Here is a 15016-nt window from a genome sequence, read left to right as displayed (position 1 = left end):
GTTTACATTTCCTGCAAGCCCACCCAGCCGGGCCAGAGACCTGCCCGCATTCCTTGATGCCGAGAATTTTACCAGATCGAAAGGACCTGCAGCGTGGACCAGTTTTGTTCCACTGTTCATGTTGAGACTGTAGTACTGCTTTCCCACAAAAAACCAGACGGACATATCAACGTAAAAGTTGAGTTTGGCGAGGGTGAGGGAAAAGTTCCACTTGATAATATTGCTAAAAGAGCGGAAAGCTATAAGCCCAAAGAACGAGTGACCTACAAAATGATAAAGGAGTACATAGAAGCTAAATACGGCTTCAAAGTACATACCGCATATATCGCAGAGGTAAAGAGAGATTTAGGCTTGCCGATGTACGATGCTCCTAATGCGGTAGAGGAATTGAAACAGCCGAGGAAGCATCCGACAGCGGAGAAAGTGGAAGCGATAAAGGATGCATTGAAGCATTTTGAAATAATATAAGGAGAAATCTAATGACAATAGTAAGACCACGGTTAGTTGATTATTATAATGTTCCCATTACACAGGAAGAAGTTGATTTTGCTATTCCATTTTTAGATGAAGATATACCATTATATTTAGACCCGTTTTTGTTATGGAAATCTCCGTCACAACAGGATAATGCGTTACATTTAATATTGATTAATACATTTAACATGTTAGGTACAGTATATTCACAAAATGAGGATAAAAGAGAAGTGATAGCGGGTCTTTTGAGTGAATTATCTGAATGTAGCGAAGTGGGATTGGGAACAGGAAAGACCAAAAGAGGATTGAAAATATCAATAAAACAAACAGCAAAAGAAATATTAGAGTTGTTTTGTATAGTGCCACAATATAAAAAAGGATGGTTTTTCGCATTTTGAGGAATATACAACTATACGTAAATAATATATCAAAAGATAGGATTAGTGATTTTGCGTGTAATTTTTTAAAATCATTTCTTATCGATTTTACACAGGATGAGTGTAAGAAATATAATATTCCAGTAAAAGAGTTTACAAATATAAAAGTCTTTTAATCCGAAAACTTGTAAAATGGGTGAGAGAGGACTTATCGTTGCCATATAATCCAGAAGATGATTCTCCTATTATTTTTTTTTGTTCCAAAGCGTTGGTTACGTCATACTCCATGGATTAACTATGATGATTATTTTATGAATGCCTATGTTAAAGAAGGGGAAGAAGATAAAATTGAAAGACCGAAGGTTTTGGAATATAATAGATATAATTACGATATGATTGCGGCATATATAGCATCCAAAGAGCGCAAACAGGCAGATTGCAAAAATGACCCATTGTTTAAGCAAATACCAGCTATATCTGCAAAAAAATGTTTGAATCAAATAGTAAAATTGCCATTAGGAAGGAAACAGATAATGCTGATAAAAAATTTGAAAGTAATTTGTACAAAGTCAATCCGCATCCCTATTATATCCACATCTTGATTTTGCACTAGGCACAAAGTAGAATTGATTCAGGGACTCAAATAAGCGATTTGATATTTTATAATAGATGGGTTCATTTCCGTTATTAAAAGAATTGTATAATAATGTACCATTGTAGGCAAATCGTATTTGAGATGAAGAATGTAAAACGAAGTTAGTAGAGAACATATTAATCAGTTAAATCGTTATCTTTCAGAACAATTTGGACGTTTTGGTATTATATTAAGAAGAAATCCATTGAAAAAGAATATTATGAGAAGTATGATAGATTTATGGAGTGGACAGAGAAAGTGTATTTTGTGTCTTACTGATGAGGATGTCAAACTGATGGTTGATGTATATGAAAGTAAGCAACGTGACCCAATGGAGGTCATTAATAAAAAATATGTAGAATTTATAAGAATGTGCCCATCATAAGAAAGAGAGAGGTGCCGACGTTCCTGGAAAGAAGGACGTTGAGAGATTTGGAAAAGTGACATATCCCGAGATCAAGGATATGCATAGCGAGTTAAGTATATTATCCAAGAAATCACCAGATGGTGCTGATTAATAAGTTTTAAGTTGAATTTGATAAACCAGTTGATTGAAGAGGCAAATCAATTATTGGGTAAGCGTTATATGCCATTCTCTGATTTTCAAAGATTCCAAGAAGATGATATGCCTTTTAACAGCGATGTTGTACTAATTATTTCTCAATATGTGAAATGTTTTAGAAAAATTTAAATATGATAATGTTAAACGGTTATCTGGAAATTGGTATTGGAATCTTTCAGATACGGATGAAGAAGTAAAAACATCACATCCGATAATGGACTTAGTAATGTAGGAGGTATGATTATGAAGTAACACAACTCAGGACGCTGTTAATCAATATGAATTGTTAAATCCTTTGCTTACAGGTATATACAAGGAAATGCAGGAATTATCAAAGAAAAAACCAGATTCCCCACTAAATGCATTTAAAGTGAAAGCTATTAATAGAATCCTGGAACCTATAAAGGAGATGCTTAAGATGGAAAATACACATGCGTTTCTTGATGTTTTGGATGTTGATGAGATGCCGACTATATAGTGATGTGGTATTGGTTTTAAATCAGTATATGAATGCTATGAAAATATTTTATGAAAAAATATTATACTTATAATTCAAAAGATGGACATAAGTGGCGGATACAATCATAGTTGAAACATAAAAGGAGAAATTAAGTGAATCAAAGTTTTTATAATGAAATCAAAGAAATTTTAATTTCGGCGAGAAATAAAGTTTATCAAACAGCCAATTTTGCGATGGTTGAAGCCTACTGGAGCTATCGTGAAAACCAATTATTGAAGAACAAGGCGGAAATGAGAAAGCGGAGTATGGTAAAGGATTGCTAAAAGAGTTGTCAAAGCAAATGACACAGGATTTTGGGAAAGGATTTACCGTTGCCAATTTGAAAAATATGCGTCAGTTTTATTTAACATTCCCAAATGGCTACGCACTGCGTAGCGAATTGAGTTGGACTCATTATCGGCTCCTGATGCGAGTGGAGAATGAAAATGCGCGAGAATTTTATATGCACAGGAAGCTGTAAAATCCCAATGGAGTACCAGACAACTTGAGCGTCAGATAAATTCTTTCTTTTATGAAAGGCTATTGTCCAGTAAAAATAAAGAGCAAGTTGCAGAGGAAATACAGACATTAGAACCGGCGAAAAAACCAGAAAGTACGTCATCCGCGACCCATATGTGTTGGAGTTTCTTGGACTGAAATCTAATGATGATTTTTATGAAAGCGATTTAGAACAAGCGTTAATTACACATTTGCAGCAATTTCTTCTGGAACTTGGTAGAGGGTTTTCATTTGTCGCAAAGGCAAAGAAAAGAATAACCTTTGATGGACGTCATTTTAGAATTGACCTTGTATTTTATAATTTAATATTTTAAAATGTTTTGTTCTGATAGATTTAAAAGTTCGGCGACTTGACACATCAGGACTTGGGGCAGATGCAGATGTATGTTCATTATTATGAACGAGAACTTATGAATGAAGGAGACAATCCGCCGATTGGTATTGTTTTGTGTGCAGATAAAAGTGAGTCTGTAGTTAAGTATACGTTACCTGAAAATGAAACACAGATTTTTGCTTCAAAATACAAATTGTATTTACCAAAGCGAGGAAGAATTATTGCGAGAATTAAATCAGGAATATCAAGCATTGGAAGCTAGTAAGACAGGGGAAGAGGACATCGAAGGTATGAAAAAAGAATAAATTTTGCATCAGAAAGGTGCAAAATTGATGGAACTTATATTTTGTGGGAAAAGGGATGCACATGCAGTATTAGTACTGTATAAATATTGTCCGTATTTCCGCAATTTTGTGGGGATATGTTTTGATTTGGTACTCATGTGGAAACGGTTGTTCTTTTGTCCCAACAAAAACCAGATGACACGATAGAGATCGACTTAGACCTGGACGAGCTGGATGCCACCAGTGCCGAGTTGAAAGCAACCTATTAGGAAATCAAAGATTATGTGCTGAAAAAATTTGGCTTGAAGGTTTCAAGTTTATATATTTCTCAGGTAAAACGCAAATGTGGAATTGAAGTGGGAGAAAACTATAATCTTCCAAAATCAGAAAATGCAAGAGTTCCGCAATGCCCGAAAGAGAAAGAAGATGCTATCAAGGCTGCCCTGAAATATTATGCGATGATCTAAGGACATTGCTGATTTCAAGGAGGAATAACACATGAAAAGCACATTTGGAAAAATGGGTGGAACCTACACACTTGGCGCAGACGGAATTTACTATCCGAATCTTGTCAGTACAGATGAAGAACCGCATTATGGGAAATATGGAATGATGCGGAAAACATATCTGAAAGAGCATCGTCCGGCAATGTATTCACTGTATATGTTGGAAGACAGACTGACAGAACATCTGAATACTGTGGACGATGAAGCACAGGAAAGAATGGATATTCTGGTGCGTCAGATGATGGAGCGGCAGGGCATTACGGAAGAATTGAAAGCTCGTGATCAGATGGAATGGGTCAGAGCGGTAAATGGTATTCGTAATATGGCAGAAGAGATTGTGTTAAATGAATTGATTTACAGGTAAACAAAGAGCTGAACAGGTAGGAAGAAAACTCCTATTTGTTCAGCTTTGGTGTTTATAAGGGGCAAAGAAGAACCAAATTACAATTCCATATCATATGACCTTTTCTAAGTTTTGGAAGGCTGTTTTTTCTGCCATGGTCATAAGTTACTGATTTAATTATTCCATAGTAAGCCTTAAAAATATCCGAATATAACTTTATAGAAATAATCATGATGGGGAGATTATTTGATGAATTTTGTGCTAATATTCTGTAATTCTACTGCTAGTCGATTGATTTATGCACACTCTCATTATAATATGTGTGCAGGAGGTGGATATATGTATCAGATTAGTAATGAAAAATTTGGTTTATTTGTAACCGAATTAAGAAAGGAAAAGAATTTAACTCAAAAGGATTTGGCTGAAAAATTATATGTATCAGATAAAACAGTTAGTAAATGGGAACGTGGTCTTAGTATGCCTAATGTCGTATTACTCATACCAATAGCTGATATATTAGATGTTACCGTTACAGAATTGTTACGTGGAGAAAAAATAGATACACAGAAAAATATTGATACAAAAGAAGTCGAGGAATTGGTAGTAGGCTCTCTCGATATGGCTGTTAGGAATTCTATTCATCAGCATAGAAAAAACTGGATATTAGCATATTTGCTATGTTTTTTAATATCTATTACAGAAATTATTATGTTAGTTGCATCTGGGAATTTAATAGCAGAGATGAAAGGTGATATATTGCTGGTTACAGGGTTAATGCTTTTATTTGGTGCATGGTTTTGTATCTTTGCCAAAGACATGTTACCAACATATTATGATGCCAACAAGATAAATTATGTTTCACAAGGAATTTTTAGAATACATCGTAGTGGGCTTTATCCTTTAACAATGGAAATTGGATGTACATCTGTACAACTTTAAAAATTTGGACACTTGCAACGGTTGTTCTATATCCTCTTGCATGTATTATAATAATCAATTGTCTCAATATAGCTTTATGGGATATTTTAAATAAAATTTTCTTAATTATGATATTAGGTGGTATGGTAGTTTCGATTTACATTATCGGGAAAAAATACGAATAATTAAATTACCTGCTATCGTTGTGGATATTACTAATTTACAACATTCTTCATGGGAAATAAGGAATGATGCAGAAGAGATTGTGTTAAGCGAATTAGCGTACATTTAAAACGTGGAAAGCTCCTTCGGGAGCTTTTTGCTGGTTATCAAGAAAGTATATAGAAAATGCATTAATCATATGGTATGATTTGAACAGAAGATAGAATCTTATGAAGTAAGAAGAATATTTTGGAGGAACGTAACTTAGAAGTTACAGAATTAAGTTAATCGTGCCATATGGCTTGATTATAAACGCAAAGATAAAAACGCAACGTACATCTTTGATGTGCCAGAGCCGGTAGGTAGCCCGGCCGTCCTATATAAATAGGGTAAGTAACCTGCCCCTCCGGGTTGTCCATTCTTTGTTCAATCAATTTTAGGAGGGATTCTTATGGACAAAGTAAATGGAAAGCTGACAGTATTTTTTGAAGAGCCGTTTTGGGTGGGAATCTTTGAACGCATCGAAGATGGTAAATTATCTGTGGCAAAGGTAACATTTGGTGCAGAGCCAAAAGATTATGAAGTACAGGAATATATTCAAAAGTGCTATTTCAGTTTGAAATTCAGTCCGGTTGTTGAAACTGTTGTAAAGGATATCAAAAGAAATCCGAAACGGATGCAGCGGGAAGCAAAGAAACAGATGCTGGAAATAGGCATTGGTACAAAATCGCAACAGGCGTTGAAATTACAGCAGGAACAGAACAAGCAGGAACGCAAAGAGAAAAGACGCAAGAAAAAAGAGGCAGAAGAGCAGCGAATGTTTGAATTGAAACAGCGAAAGAAAAGAGAAAAGCGTAAGGGACATTAAAGTCCCTTGGGCTTTTACTCAAATCGAAAAGTGTTGAATAAAGCTTTCGGTAGGTGTTTCTATGAAGAAAAAAGTACTTGCAATTATGTTAGTTGCCATGTCAATAATGTTGATTTCGGCGTGTGGAAAAAAAGAAAAACTGTACGAAATTCCTGATCTATCGCAGTATAAGACAGATTATGTAGGAGATTCTTCGAATGTTATAAATATTGTAAGCGGTCAAGAGTATCCGGAGGGATACTCATATGATAGTATAGAGATACAGTCTGAAACAGAGCCTTATGGATTAACAGTTTTTCTAAAAGATGAGCCGTCTGCAGTCAAGCTTGAAGATGAATTGCAGGTTAATGCAGATATGACATTTGATTTGATTGGTAATTTGGGAACAATTGATTATAAAACAGCAGATAGTAAAGAAATTATTGTATCATATGAACGGTGATATATTTTTAGTCAACTTTTAGACAAGTTGAAGAGCAGAATATAAAAAGGCGTATGGAAGTTTTGATTTCCATACGCCTTTTTGAAAGGAGTTTATTTTTGAACAAGAGATTTGTAAGAGCATGTTATCTACTCGAAGATGATTACAATTCCATATCATAGGACTTTTTCTTAGCTCTTGCAGGCTGATTTCGCCGCATTTCCTGTTCTCGCTGATATTTAAGTTCCCATGCACGATGGGAGAAGACATCCGAATCTTCCACATTGAGATAATCCACCTCATTGGCGGCAATATCACGGCGGTGATAGTCATAATACTTACCAAAAGTACCTTTGAGCTGCTCGATTAGTTTATCCCGGAAATCAGGACGTATCTGGATTCTGGTGTCCAGCAATTCTGTATACTGTTCAGGTTCAGGACGAAATTTTTCTTCCCGGAAAGCGGCGGCATCTTTTTCAAGCTGTTTTTTGAGCGAGATGTCCTGAGAATCAAGGATATCAAGATTGTTATTCATCTGGTCATATTTCTTGGATAGATTTGTCATATCTTTATCGGTAGAGCATTCTGCCTGGAAGATTAGCTGCTCTTTCCTTGATTTCAGTTCTTCGATTTCTTCGGTAATAGTGGTAAGCTGCTGATTTAATTTTATATGCTGGATGGGATTCAAAATACTGGTTTTATCCTTTTGCACATTCAGTTCTTTCCGTTCTGTAACTTTAGCTTTGAGTTTCTTTTTAACGGTGTTGTATTTATTCAGTATTGGATTAAAATGATTCATCCAGTCATGGATCACTTCTTTTTGCATCTCATTGTGGAGCAAATGATATTGTGTAAAAATCATGTGATTTCGGATTGCTTCCAATGTTTCTGCAATTATTGGAATAGACTTTTCTACAGCTTCAGCCAGTTTTGCTACTTTTGCTTTTAATTCTCGGAGCATTTTGTTATCCGCACGAATCTGACGGTTCATTTCACAGCGGTCTGCTATCATGCCTTTCTTTTCCATATTCTGGGCAATGTAGCCTTCATGGATGGTTGGCTGTTCGGTGATTCCCTGATCTGCAAAGCTGCGGTGATCAATGGTAGCATTTATCTGATTACGTGCAAGCATTTTATTTACGGCATCTGTCCAGTTTGCCCGCCAGAAGCAAAGTTGTTTATCACTGTTCCATTGTTGGGAAATAGGATTCTGTCTGCCATATCGGCTGCTCTTGGGGTGCTTATCAATCCGTTCATATCCTTTTTCATGTGCGGAATATGGAGTCAGATATTCTTTCTTTTTACCGACTTTATAGCGATATTGCTTTTCCCATCCCTGTTTCTGAGCAGTTTTAAATTCAGAAGCAGTAAATCCTTTTTCTTCCCCATCTTTGATACAGAGATATTCTTTTTCAGTTTTATACTGCCATGTTCCATTTTCATTTAGTGGTCGAACAGTAAGAAGAATGTGCGCATGGGGATTGTGACCATCTGTATCGTGGATGGCAAAATCAGCACACATCCCCATATCTACAAAGTTCTTTTGAATAAAATCCTGAAGAAGAGAAATATTGCTGTCTTTATCCAACTCAACGGGGAGTGCGACAACAAATTCTCTTGCCAGTCGGCTGTCTTTGGTCTTTTCGGTTTCTTCCACAGCATTCCAGAGTTGTTCCCGGTCATTCCATTCCGATGGAGCCATTGGAGGAAGCATCACTTCCTGATAGATCAGACCCTGCTTTCTGGTATAGTCATGCTGAATGCCGTCATAATCATTGTACATGCGGCTACAGCTCATATAAGCAGAAGCAGCAACAGCAGACCGACCGGAACCACGGCTGACGACTTTGGCTTGCATATGATAAATTGCCATATCTGGCACCTCCTTTCGATGTTGCCTGCAACAGCGGATAAAGCCCTCGGCAGAGCGCACAAGCCCCGAAGGGGATACCACTGCCCCAAGGGGTCCCCCGCAAAGCCTGCTTTGTGGGGAGAGGAGGAGCAAGGGAGTGTCCGTAGTTTTCGCCATTGGCGGAAACGAAGGTAAACGGACTTTGCGACGACGAGGTGGTGAGTAAGTGCGCCCTTCGGGAGTAGAACTTGTGCGTTTACATTCCCCGTAGCCGGATCATCAGCTCCCGTTTCAGGGAATCTAAATCCATTTCCTTAATATGAGGAACAATACTTTCTAAAATTGCTCCTTCCTGGACTAATCGGTGTGTTCTTGCATCACGCTCTTTTTTTCGGTTTCTTGCTTCGGCTTCTTCCTGGCGGTGTTTTGCCTGTAAAAGTGCTTTTTCTTTTGGTGTCATCATTCTTTTATCTGCCATATCTGGCACCTCCTTTTTATGCCCGTATCCGGGCGGTTTTGGTTTTAAAATCTTATGCTTTGGTACTATGGTCTTAGATAACTGACAGTGGCATATTTCTGGTAATAAATGAGGAAAGAAAGTAGTACCACTGTCAGTGAAAAATAATCATTGCGTTATACTTCTTCGAGTCAATTCTGGTTCGGAGCATGATTGTTCAACAGGATTTTTTTCGCCTGTTTTAAATTAGCTGTTGCATTGTCCTGACGAATATTCCGGTTATTGATACGGATAGGAATACATCTCTCCAGAATACGGTCATAAATTCGTTTGTGTGCGATATCAGCGGCGTTATTCAGCTCTGATAAAGTGAGATTAGTCGTTATGATCAGGGGCTTTTTATTGCGGTAACGACTGTCTATCACATTGAATACCTGTTCCAGTGCAAAGTCAGAGTTCCGCTCAATTCCGAGATCATCAATAATCAGAAGACTGTAGCGGTTTAAGCTGTTGATGAACTGGTTTCTGTCTTCAAAATGCATTCCGGTAAGGGTATTCAGAATCCGGGAAAAGTTGGTCATCAGTACAGGAACGCCTTTTTCCAGAAGGGCATTGGCAATGCAGCCTGCAAAAAAAGATTTTCCAGTACCGACATCACCCCAGATGAGAAGTCCGGAAGCGTTTGCTTTCATCTCTTCCCCAGTTGCTTACATAATTGTGTGCCAGTTTTATTTCTGGATTGATACCGTTATCCATGGCAAAAGTGTAGTCATAGAGTGCTTTGTCCTGTAAGCCGCTGGTTTTAAGATGCTCTATTTCCATTTGTTTTTCATGAAGTTTTCTCTGGGCTTCTTCCTGCTCAAAGATTTCCTGCTGGCATTTACAGCGGATGGAAGGAATAAGAACCTTTCCCTGTAATTCATGCCGGCATTGTCTTGGCGTATTGCATTTGGAACAGTAGATCAGGTGGTCTGTTTCGTTAAAATATTCATCAGGCTGAAGCTCTCTGCTTGGTGTTATAGCGGTTGCTTTTTCTGTAAATCTTGTCATAGTGTTTCGTATTCCTCACTTTCGTAATTTCTTTGCCGGGAAGCAGGATGATCCTGTCTTGCCCAACTGATGATGGTAGCTGCATGGTTCTGATATTGCTTTCCGGTAGAAGCCATATAACCGGATAAGCGTTCAATATAATCCTTCCAGTCAGGGATTGTCTGTCGGATATCTTCAAGCTCTTTTTGACAGAAAAACATTTTGAAATTTTCCATAGGGTGAGAGTGGCTCCTTACTCCCTCTTTTTTCTAAATTGTTCTTTTTTATCTCTTTCTTATTACCAGACAGTTTTCTGTCTGTATCAGGGAAAGAATCCTGTCTGTCAATAGGACAGTTTTCTGTCTGTCTTAAGGAAAGAAATCTGTCTGTATAGTGGATGGTTTCTTTTGGGAGTTTTACATAAATCCGATTGGGCTGTCCGGGTCCCTGCCGTTTTCGGAAGATAAGCTCCTGTTTTTCCAGCACTGCCAGAGCAGTTTTAACCGTCATCTGGCTTTTGTGGAGAACTTCTGCCAGTGCTTCAATTGTAAAGTAAATGAACACATGACCATCGATATCTGACCAGCCCTCATTTTTCTGGGAAAGCCTTCCAGGTCAGCAGGATAATATAAAGCATTTTGGCAGTTTCGTTTATTTCCATGTCCAGAAGGAAACGGGGAAACATCATATAAGATGGCAGGTTGGTGTCTGCTGTCAGAAAGTCCGTCATGTGTTCACCTCCAATCAGTTATTCTCCAAGAAAATCCCAGTCTACATCACTATCTGGCTGTGAATTTTCAGGTGCTGGAAAGGACGCCCTGATTTGGGGCTCCCTTTGCACCATGCCTGCAGTCAGTCCGGAAAGAAAAAGTGGCAATGCCTGTTTCAGACTGTTTTCCACTGCATCTACAATCTGTTTCACAAAAAGTTCTTCCCGTTCTCTTGTTTCCAGATAAGGATCAGCCTGTGTGCGGTAGTAGCGGTCAAAATAATCTACCAGTGCAAGAGAGATTACCTGACTGTAAGATTTAAAATCCTGCCTGTCCATCGTCTGTAAATATTCCCAGGCTCTCCGCTGTTGTTCTTTGTCCAGATTAAAACGCAGGTTTGTGTTACGGATATTGTTCTGCATGGTTTATCCCCTCCTTTTTTCGTATTGATTGATTCAGCAGGTCGTACTGGTGTGGTACTGCTCTGCTGTGGGATAAGCATACGAAAATCGGAGGAAAAAGGCATTGAGGGGAAATTGAGCTGGAATTGAGAAAAAATAAACTTTTTATTGATAAATAAGTTTAGATACTAACTCTTTTGTCGTTTTGGTTGTTAATTATATTAAAAGTAGAAATATTTTGATAATGAAAGTGTGGGAGAGAAAATGAACAAAAGAAGATACAGCAATCGCAGAAGAAAGAATATTTTACGAGTATTCATTCTTTTAATGACTATCATAATAACCGTTGTAATATGGAGAACAATAAAAATCGATGTGCAGGTTGGAGAATTAACATTACCGAAAATTTTGCAGTCAGAAAAGTCCTTTGCAGACACTTCGGGTGAATGGAATCTTATTTTGGTCGACCGAAAACATTATATTCCCAATAATTATCAAGTAGAATTGACAGAATTATCGAATGGTAAAAAAAGTAGATTCACGGATTTATCCAGAATTACAACAAATGTTTAATGATGCAAGAGCTGAGGGGCTGGCACTGTTTGTTAGAGAAGGATATCGAACAACAGAAGAACAACAAAAAATTATGGACGAGAAAATCAATGAATATGAAAAACAAGGATATTCTGCGAAAGAAGCAAAAAAAAGAGCCGAGAAATATGTTGCAATTCCCGATACAAGCGAACACCAATTAGGACTGAGTGTTGATATTAATGCGGATACCGACAAATGTTCTTCTGAAAAAGTATATCAATGGTTAGACGAAAATGCATATAAATATGGGTTTGTAAAACGTTACCCGGAAGATAAAACGGATATAACAGGAATTAGTAATGAACCATGGCATTACCGTTATGTTGGAACGACTGTCGCTAAAATAATGAAAGAAGAAAATTTATGTTTGGAAGAATATTTAGAAAAATATAAATAAAAACAAAAGAAAATCCTAACTTTTTTTATAGTAGGATTGTTATAGTATTTAGAAAACAGAGGGAGGCAAATTTGCGAATGGAATACAAAACTGATTTTTTGTTAGTACATCTAGCAAGAGCAGGAGATGAAGATGCGTGTGAAAAACTGGTCAAAAAATATTACACAAGTATATATCAATATTGTTTGCTACATATCTATGATCCCTATGAGGCAGAGGATTTGACACAAGAAGTATTTACACGTTTCTTTTCCAATTTATATAGATATAAAGAATATGGAAAAGTTAAGAAGTTATTCTTATACAATTGCCGGAAATACCGTTAAAAATTATTACAAAAAGAAAAAAGATATTCCATCAGAGGAACTGCTAAAATCAGAGGACAGTAATAAAAATCATGTAGAAGAGCTAGGGGTCCGATTAACTATTGAACAGGCAGTGAGAAAGTTACCGGAAGAAATTAGAGAAACGGCAGTTTTATATTTTTTTCAAGAATTGAAACAAAGAGAAATTGCAGAATTACTTCACATAAAACTTTCGCTTGTAAAATATAGAATTGGAAGAGCAAAAGAACTTTTGATGAAAGAGTTGGAGGTGGAAAACTATGATGAAATATAAGCAGCAAATAAAGGAATATAAAGAGGAGATTGAAAAAAAATATGTAAGGATTGAAGCAGAAAACAGAACAGTAAAAGCATGTCAGAATATTTTGTCAGAGCCAATTTTATCGAAACAATCGCATAGAACATCTTATTTTGAATTTTTGTATGAGCAGACAAAATTCATAAAAAAAAGATGGTGGATTTTACAAGGTTGTATTCTTATGTGTCTATGGATATGGTTGAGTAATTATACATCAGACATAAAAGATATGATGAGGATTATGGGAATATCTGCCACAATATTTGTGGTTCTGATTGTCCCGGAAATTTGGAAAAACAGAAGAAATGGTGCGATTGAGATTGAGCAGGCGTCTTATTACACACTGCGTCAGATTTGTACAGCAAGAATGTTAATGTTTGGAGTAGTGGATCTGGTGATCGTTATGGTGTTTTTGGCAATTACATATCAAACAACAATACTCTCGTTAAGTGATTTGGTGGTTAATTTTTTGCTTCCAGTAAATGTTTCATGTTGTATATGTTTTCGTGTATTGTACAGCAGATGGGAAAAATCAGAATATATAGCAGTGCTTTCCTGTCTGGTATGGGTTGGTTTATGGATGATGATTGTTGCAAATGATGTTATTTATCAGAAAATTGTAACTCCGGTATGGGTGGCTATGCTGATATTGACTTTTGTATATTTTATTTTTTGTGTTCAGAAGTCATTGGTATTTGATGAAAAAATTTTGGAGGATTACACGTATGAAATTAGAATTTAAAAATGTAACAAAACAATACGGAGAAGTAAATGCTGTTAATAAAGTGAATTGTGTTATGGAAAAAGGAATTTATGGACTGCTTGGAGTAAATGGAGCAGGAAAGACCACATTAATGCGTATGCTTTGTACGATTGTTCAACCATCAGAAGGACAAATATTATGGAATGGTAAAGATATATGGAAACTAGGAGGTGAATACCGAGAAGTTCTGGGATATTTACCACAGGATTTTGGATATTATCCAGATTTGACCGTATATGATTACATGATGTACATTTCTTCTATAAAAGGGTTAAAAATGCCGTTTGCCAGAAAAAAAGTGAAGCAATTATTAAATCAAGTAGGAATGGAAAAATTCAGTAAAAGAAAAATGAAGAATTTGTCTGGAGGAATGGTTAGACGTGTAGGAATAGCACAGGCGATGTTAAACGATCCGCAAATTCTTGTCCTGGACGAACCTACCGCTGGATTAGACCCGAATGAAAGAATACGTTTTCGTAATTTAATTAGTGAATTGTCGGAAGAACGTTTGGTGCTCTTGTCTACACATATTGTATCGGATATTGAGTACATTGCGAATAACATTATGTTAATGAAAGATGGAGAACTTTTTTATGCAGGTACTGCGGAAGATTTAGTATCTTCTATGAAAGAAAAGGTATGGCAATGTAATGTTTCGAGAAGTATGATAGACAAATATATGAATGAATATTTGGTTGGAAATATAAAAACAACAAAAACCGGAGCAGAGCTTAGAATTATTTCAATAGAAAAGCCAACAGAAGATGCTGTGGCTGTAGAAAAAAATCTGGAAGATGCATTTCTATTTTATTTTGGAGAAAAATCGGAGGAAAAGCAAGATGCTTAAATTAGAATTAAAACGAATTTTTTCAAAGAAAATTAATGTATTTGCAATCGGATTGGCATTGATACTTGCTGTCATTTTTAGCGGATTTGCAGTTACAAGTAATCGCTATGTGGATGAGAATGGAAATGCTAGTACTGGAATTATGGCAACAAGAAAACTTACAGATAACAGACGAGCATGGAAAGGTACATTGACAGAAGATGAACTTGGAAAAGTTATAGAACAAAATAAAAATGCGGTGACACAATCCTCAGAAGAAAATGCAATTTACGGAACGACATTGCAACCGATAGATGATATTAGGAGTTTTATAATATCGGTATTAACACCAGATTCAGAATATGATGAAAGTGTTCTGAATCAAATTACAGAAGAAAATATACAAGAGTTTTATGACACTTATCATAAAAATATGGAAAAGAT

General features: G+C 36.5%; 17 protein-coding genes and 6 pseudogenes. 18 read left to right on the top strand and 5 right to left on the bottom strand.

Annotation, left to right across the window (positions count from 1 at the left end; all coding sequences use genetic code 11):
• The 12 genes and pseudogenes from R1Y93_RS08475 to R1Y93_RS08420 form a co-directional block, all read left to right on the top strand.
• Positions 1-468, top strand: a pseudogene (locus R1Y93_RS08475) (23S rRNA (uracil-5-)-methyltransferase RumA); the annotation flags it as partial.
• Positions 469-479: 11 nt separating this feature from the next.
• Entirely contained in the window at positions 480-872 is a 393-nt protein-coding gene (locus tag R1Y93_RS08470; protein ID WP_500822477.1) for a DUF8370 family protein, read from the top strand.
• Positions 854-1027 (top strand): DUF8370 family protein, encoded by a 174-nt coding sequence (locus tag R1Y93_RS08465; RefSeq protein ID WP_500822476.1) that lies wholly within the window; start codon positions 854-856, stop codon positions 1025-1027. Before R1Y93_RS08470 ends, R1Y93_RS08465 begins: the two co-directional genes overlap by 19 nt.
• Positions 1028-1162: 135 nt before the next feature.
• Entirely contained in the window at positions 1163-1453 is a 291-nt protein-coding gene (locus tag R1Y93_RS08460; RefSeq protein ID WP_500822475.1) for a hypothetical protein, read from the top strand.
• A 1206-nt stretch (positions 1454-2659) separates the two neighbouring features.
• On the top strand, positions 2660-2830 hold the full coding sequence (locus tag R1Y93_RS08455) for a hypothetical protein (protein ID WP_500822473.1): 171 nt from the start codon (positions 2660-2662) through the stop codon (positions 2828-2830).
• Positions 2824-3027 carry a DUF1016 N-terminal domain-containing protein gene (locus R1Y93_RS08450; RefSeq protein WP_500822471.1) on the top strand — a complete coding sequence of 68 codons (204 nt, stop codon included), beginning with the start codon at positions 2824-2826 and terminating at the stop codon, positions 3025-3027. Before R1Y93_RS08455 ends, R1Y93_RS08450 begins: the two co-directional genes overlap by 7 nt.
• A gap of 154 nt (positions 3028-3181) precedes the next feature.
• Positions 3182-3661: pseudogene (locus tag R1Y93_RS08445) on the top strand (PDDEXK nuclease domain-containing protein).
• A 177-nt stretch (positions 3662-3838) separates the two neighbouring features.
• Positions 3839-4150, top strand: a pseudogene (locus R1Y93_RS08440) (23S rRNA (uracil(1939)-C(5))-methyltransferase RlmD); the annotation flags it as partial.
• 31 nt (positions 4151-4181) lie between these two features.
• Positions 4182-4553: a TnpV protein gene (locus tag R1Y93_RS08435; RefSeq protein ID WP_158422529.1), complete on the top strand. Its 372-nt coding sequence runs from the start codon at positions 4182-4184 to the stop codon at positions 4551-4553.
• 318 nt (positions 4554-4871) lie between these two features.
• Positions 4872-5471 carry a helix-turn-helix domain-containing protein gene (locus R1Y93_RS08430; protein WP_500822470.1) on the top strand — a complete coding sequence of 200 codons (600 nt, stop codon included), beginning with the start codon at positions 4872-4874 and terminating at the stop codon, positions 5469-5471.
• 592 nt (positions 5472-6063) lie between these two features.
• Positions 6064-6480, top strand: coding sequence for a YjdF family protein (locus R1Y93_RS08425; RefSeq protein ID WP_072521458.1), 417 nt, complete (start codon positions 6064-6066; stop codon positions 6478-6480).
• A gap of 61 nt (positions 6481-6541) precedes the next feature.
• A complete protein-coding gene (locus tag R1Y93_RS08420) occupies positions 6542-6922 on the top strand; it encodes a DUF4825 domain-containing protein (protein WP_072521457.1) in 381 nt (126 codons plus the stop codon).
• A gap of 142 nt (positions 6923-7064) precedes the next feature.
• On the opposite strand, the gene mobQ is transcribed toward R1Y93_RS08420, so the two are convergent.
• The 5 genes and pseudogenes from mobQ to R1Y93_RS08395 form a co-directional block, all read right to left on the bottom strand.
• Entirely contained in the window at positions 7065-8774 is a 1710-nt protein-coding gene (mobQ, locus tag R1Y93_RS08415) for a MobQ family relaxase (RefSeq protein ID WP_500822467.1), read from the bottom strand.
• Positions 8775-9009: 235 nt separating this feature from the next.
• The gene (locus R1Y93_RS08410; protein ID WP_500822465.1) at positions 9010-9231 is read right to left on the bottom strand and encodes a DUF3847 domain-containing protein; all 222 of its coding nucleotides are present in this window, start codon (positions 9229-9231) and stop codon (positions 9010-9012) included.
• A 170-nt stretch (positions 9232-9401) separates the two neighbouring features.
• Positions 9402-10260: pseudogene (locus R1Y93_RS08405) on the bottom strand (ATP-binding protein).
• A pseudogene (locus R1Y93_RS08400) lies at positions 10257-10969 on the bottom strand (replication initiator protein A). Before R1Y93_RS08400 ends, R1Y93_RS08405 begins: the two co-directional pseudogenes overlap by 4 nt.
• Positions 10970-10987: 18 nt before the next feature.
• Positions 10988-11371 carry an adenylate cyclase gene (locus R1Y93_RS08395; RefSeq protein ID WP_117549567.1) on the bottom strand — a complete coding sequence of 128 codons (384 nt, stop codon included), beginning with the start codon at positions 11369-11371 and terminating at the stop codon, positions 10988-10990.
• 499 nt (positions 11372-11870) lie between these two features.
• Here R1Y93_RS08395 and R1Y93_RS08390 point away from each other — a divergent pair, with 499 nt between their 5' ends.
• The 6 genes and pseudogenes from R1Y93_RS08390 to R1Y93_RS08365 all read left to right on the top strand — a co-directional run.
• Positions 11871-12341 (top strand): M15 family metallopeptidase, encoded by a 471-nt coding sequence (locus tag R1Y93_RS08390; RefSeq protein ID WP_500822463.1) that lies wholly within the window; start codon positions 11871-11873, stop codon positions 12339-12341.
• Positions 12342-12418: 77 nt separating this feature from the next.
• The gene (locus R1Y93_RS08385) at positions 12419-12667 is read left to right on the top strand and encodes an RNA polymerase sigma factor (protein WP_500822461.1); all 249 of its coding nucleotides are present in this window, start codon (positions 12419-12421) and stop codon (positions 12665-12667) included.
• Entirely contained in the window at positions 12618-12959 is a 342-nt protein-coding gene (locus tag R1Y93_RS08380) for an RNA polymerase sigma factor (protein WP_500822460.1), read from the top strand. Before R1Y93_RS08385 ends, R1Y93_RS08380 begins: the two co-directional genes overlap by 50 nt.
• Complete coding sequence (locus R1Y93_RS08375; protein WP_500822458.1) at positions 12946-13725, top strand: hypothetical protein; 780 nt, start codon at positions 12946-12948, stop codon at positions 13723-13725. The genes R1Y93_RS08380 and R1Y93_RS08375 overlap by 14 nt, the downstream gene beginning before the upstream one ends.
• A complete protein-coding gene (locus tag R1Y93_RS08370; RefSeq protein ID WP_005338319.1) occupies positions 13709-14593 on the top strand; it encodes an ABC transporter ATP-binding protein in 885 nt (294 codons plus the stop codon). Before R1Y93_RS08375 ends, R1Y93_RS08370 begins: the two co-directional genes overlap by 17 nt.
• Positions 14586-15016 (top strand): annotated as a pseudogene (locus R1Y93_RS08365) (ABC transporter permease); the annotation flags it as partial. The gene R1Y93_RS08370 and the pseudogene R1Y93_RS08365, both read left to right, overlap by 8 nt.

It is taken from the genome of Blautia sp. HA3515 (genome assembly GCF_059933065.1).
The sequence above is the reverse complement of the archived record's forward strand: the minus strand, read 5'-3'. Positions and strand labels throughout refer to the sequence as shown.

What these genes read in the sequence shown, in the direction of transcription:
- R1Y93_RS08370 (WP_005338319.1), top strand. Translation starts at nt 13,709, where the DNA reads ATGAAATTAGAATTTAAAAATGTAACAAAACAATACGGAGAAGTAAAT.
- R1Y93_RS08425 (WP_072521458.1), top strand. Translation starts at nt 6,064, where the DNA reads ATGGACAAAGTAAATGGAAAGCTGACAGTATTTTTTGAAGAGCCGTTT.
- R1Y93_RS08430 (WP_500822470.1), top strand. Translation starts at nt 4,872, where the DNA reads ATGTATCAGATTAGTAATGAAAAATTTGGTTTATTTGTAACCGAATTA.
- R1Y93_RS08470 (WP_500822477.1), top strand. Translation starts at nt 480, where the DNA reads ATGACAATAGTAAGACCACGGTTAGTTGATTATTATAATGTTCCCATT.
- R1Y93_RS08460 (WP_500822475.1), top strand. Translation starts at nt 1,163, where the DNA reads ATGAATGCCTATGTTAAAGAAGGGGAAGAAGATAAAATTGAAAGACCG.
- R1Y93_RS08420 (WP_072521457.1), top strand. Translation starts at nt 6,542, where the DNA reads ATGAAGAAAAAAGTACTTGCAATTATGTTAGTTGCCATGTCAATAATG.
- mobQ (WP_500822467.1), bottom strand. Translation starts at nt 8,774, where the DNA reads ATGGCAATTTATCATATGCAAGCCAAAGTCGTCAGCCGTGGTTCCGGT.
- R1Y93_RS08380 (WP_500822460.1), top strand. Translation starts at nt 12,618, where the DNA reads ATGGAAAAGTTAAGAAGTTATTCTTATACAATTGCCGGAAATACCGTT.
- R1Y93_RS08385 (WP_500822461.1), top strand. Translation starts at nt 12,419, where the DNA reads ATGGAATACAAAACTGATTTTTTGTTAGTACATCTAGCAAGAGCAGGA.
- R1Y93_RS08465 (WP_500822476.1), top strand. Translation starts at nt 854, where the DNA reads ATGGTTTTTCGCATTTTGAGGAATATACAACTATACGTAAATAATATA.
- R1Y93_RS08435 (WP_158422529.1), top strand. Translation starts at nt 4,182, where the DNA reads ATGAAAAGCACATTTGGAAAAATGGGTGGAACCTACACACTTGGCGCA.
- R1Y93_RS08395 (WP_117549567.1), bottom strand. Translation starts at nt 11,371, where the DNA reads ATGCAGAACAATATCCGTAACACAAACCTGCGTTTTAATCTGGACAAA.
- R1Y93_RS08390 (WP_500822463.1), top strand. Translation starts at nt 11,871, where the DNA reads ATGGTAAAAAAAGTAGATTCACGGATTTATCCAGAATTACAACAAATG.
- R1Y93_RS08410 (WP_500822465.1), bottom strand. Translation starts at nt 9,231, where the DNA reads ATGGCAGATAAAAGAATGATGACACCAAAAGAAAAAGCACTTTTACAG.
- R1Y93_RS08375 (WP_500822458.1), top strand. Translation starts at nt 12,946, where the DNA reads ATGATGAAATATAAGCAGCAAATAAAGGAATATAAAGAGGAGATTGAA.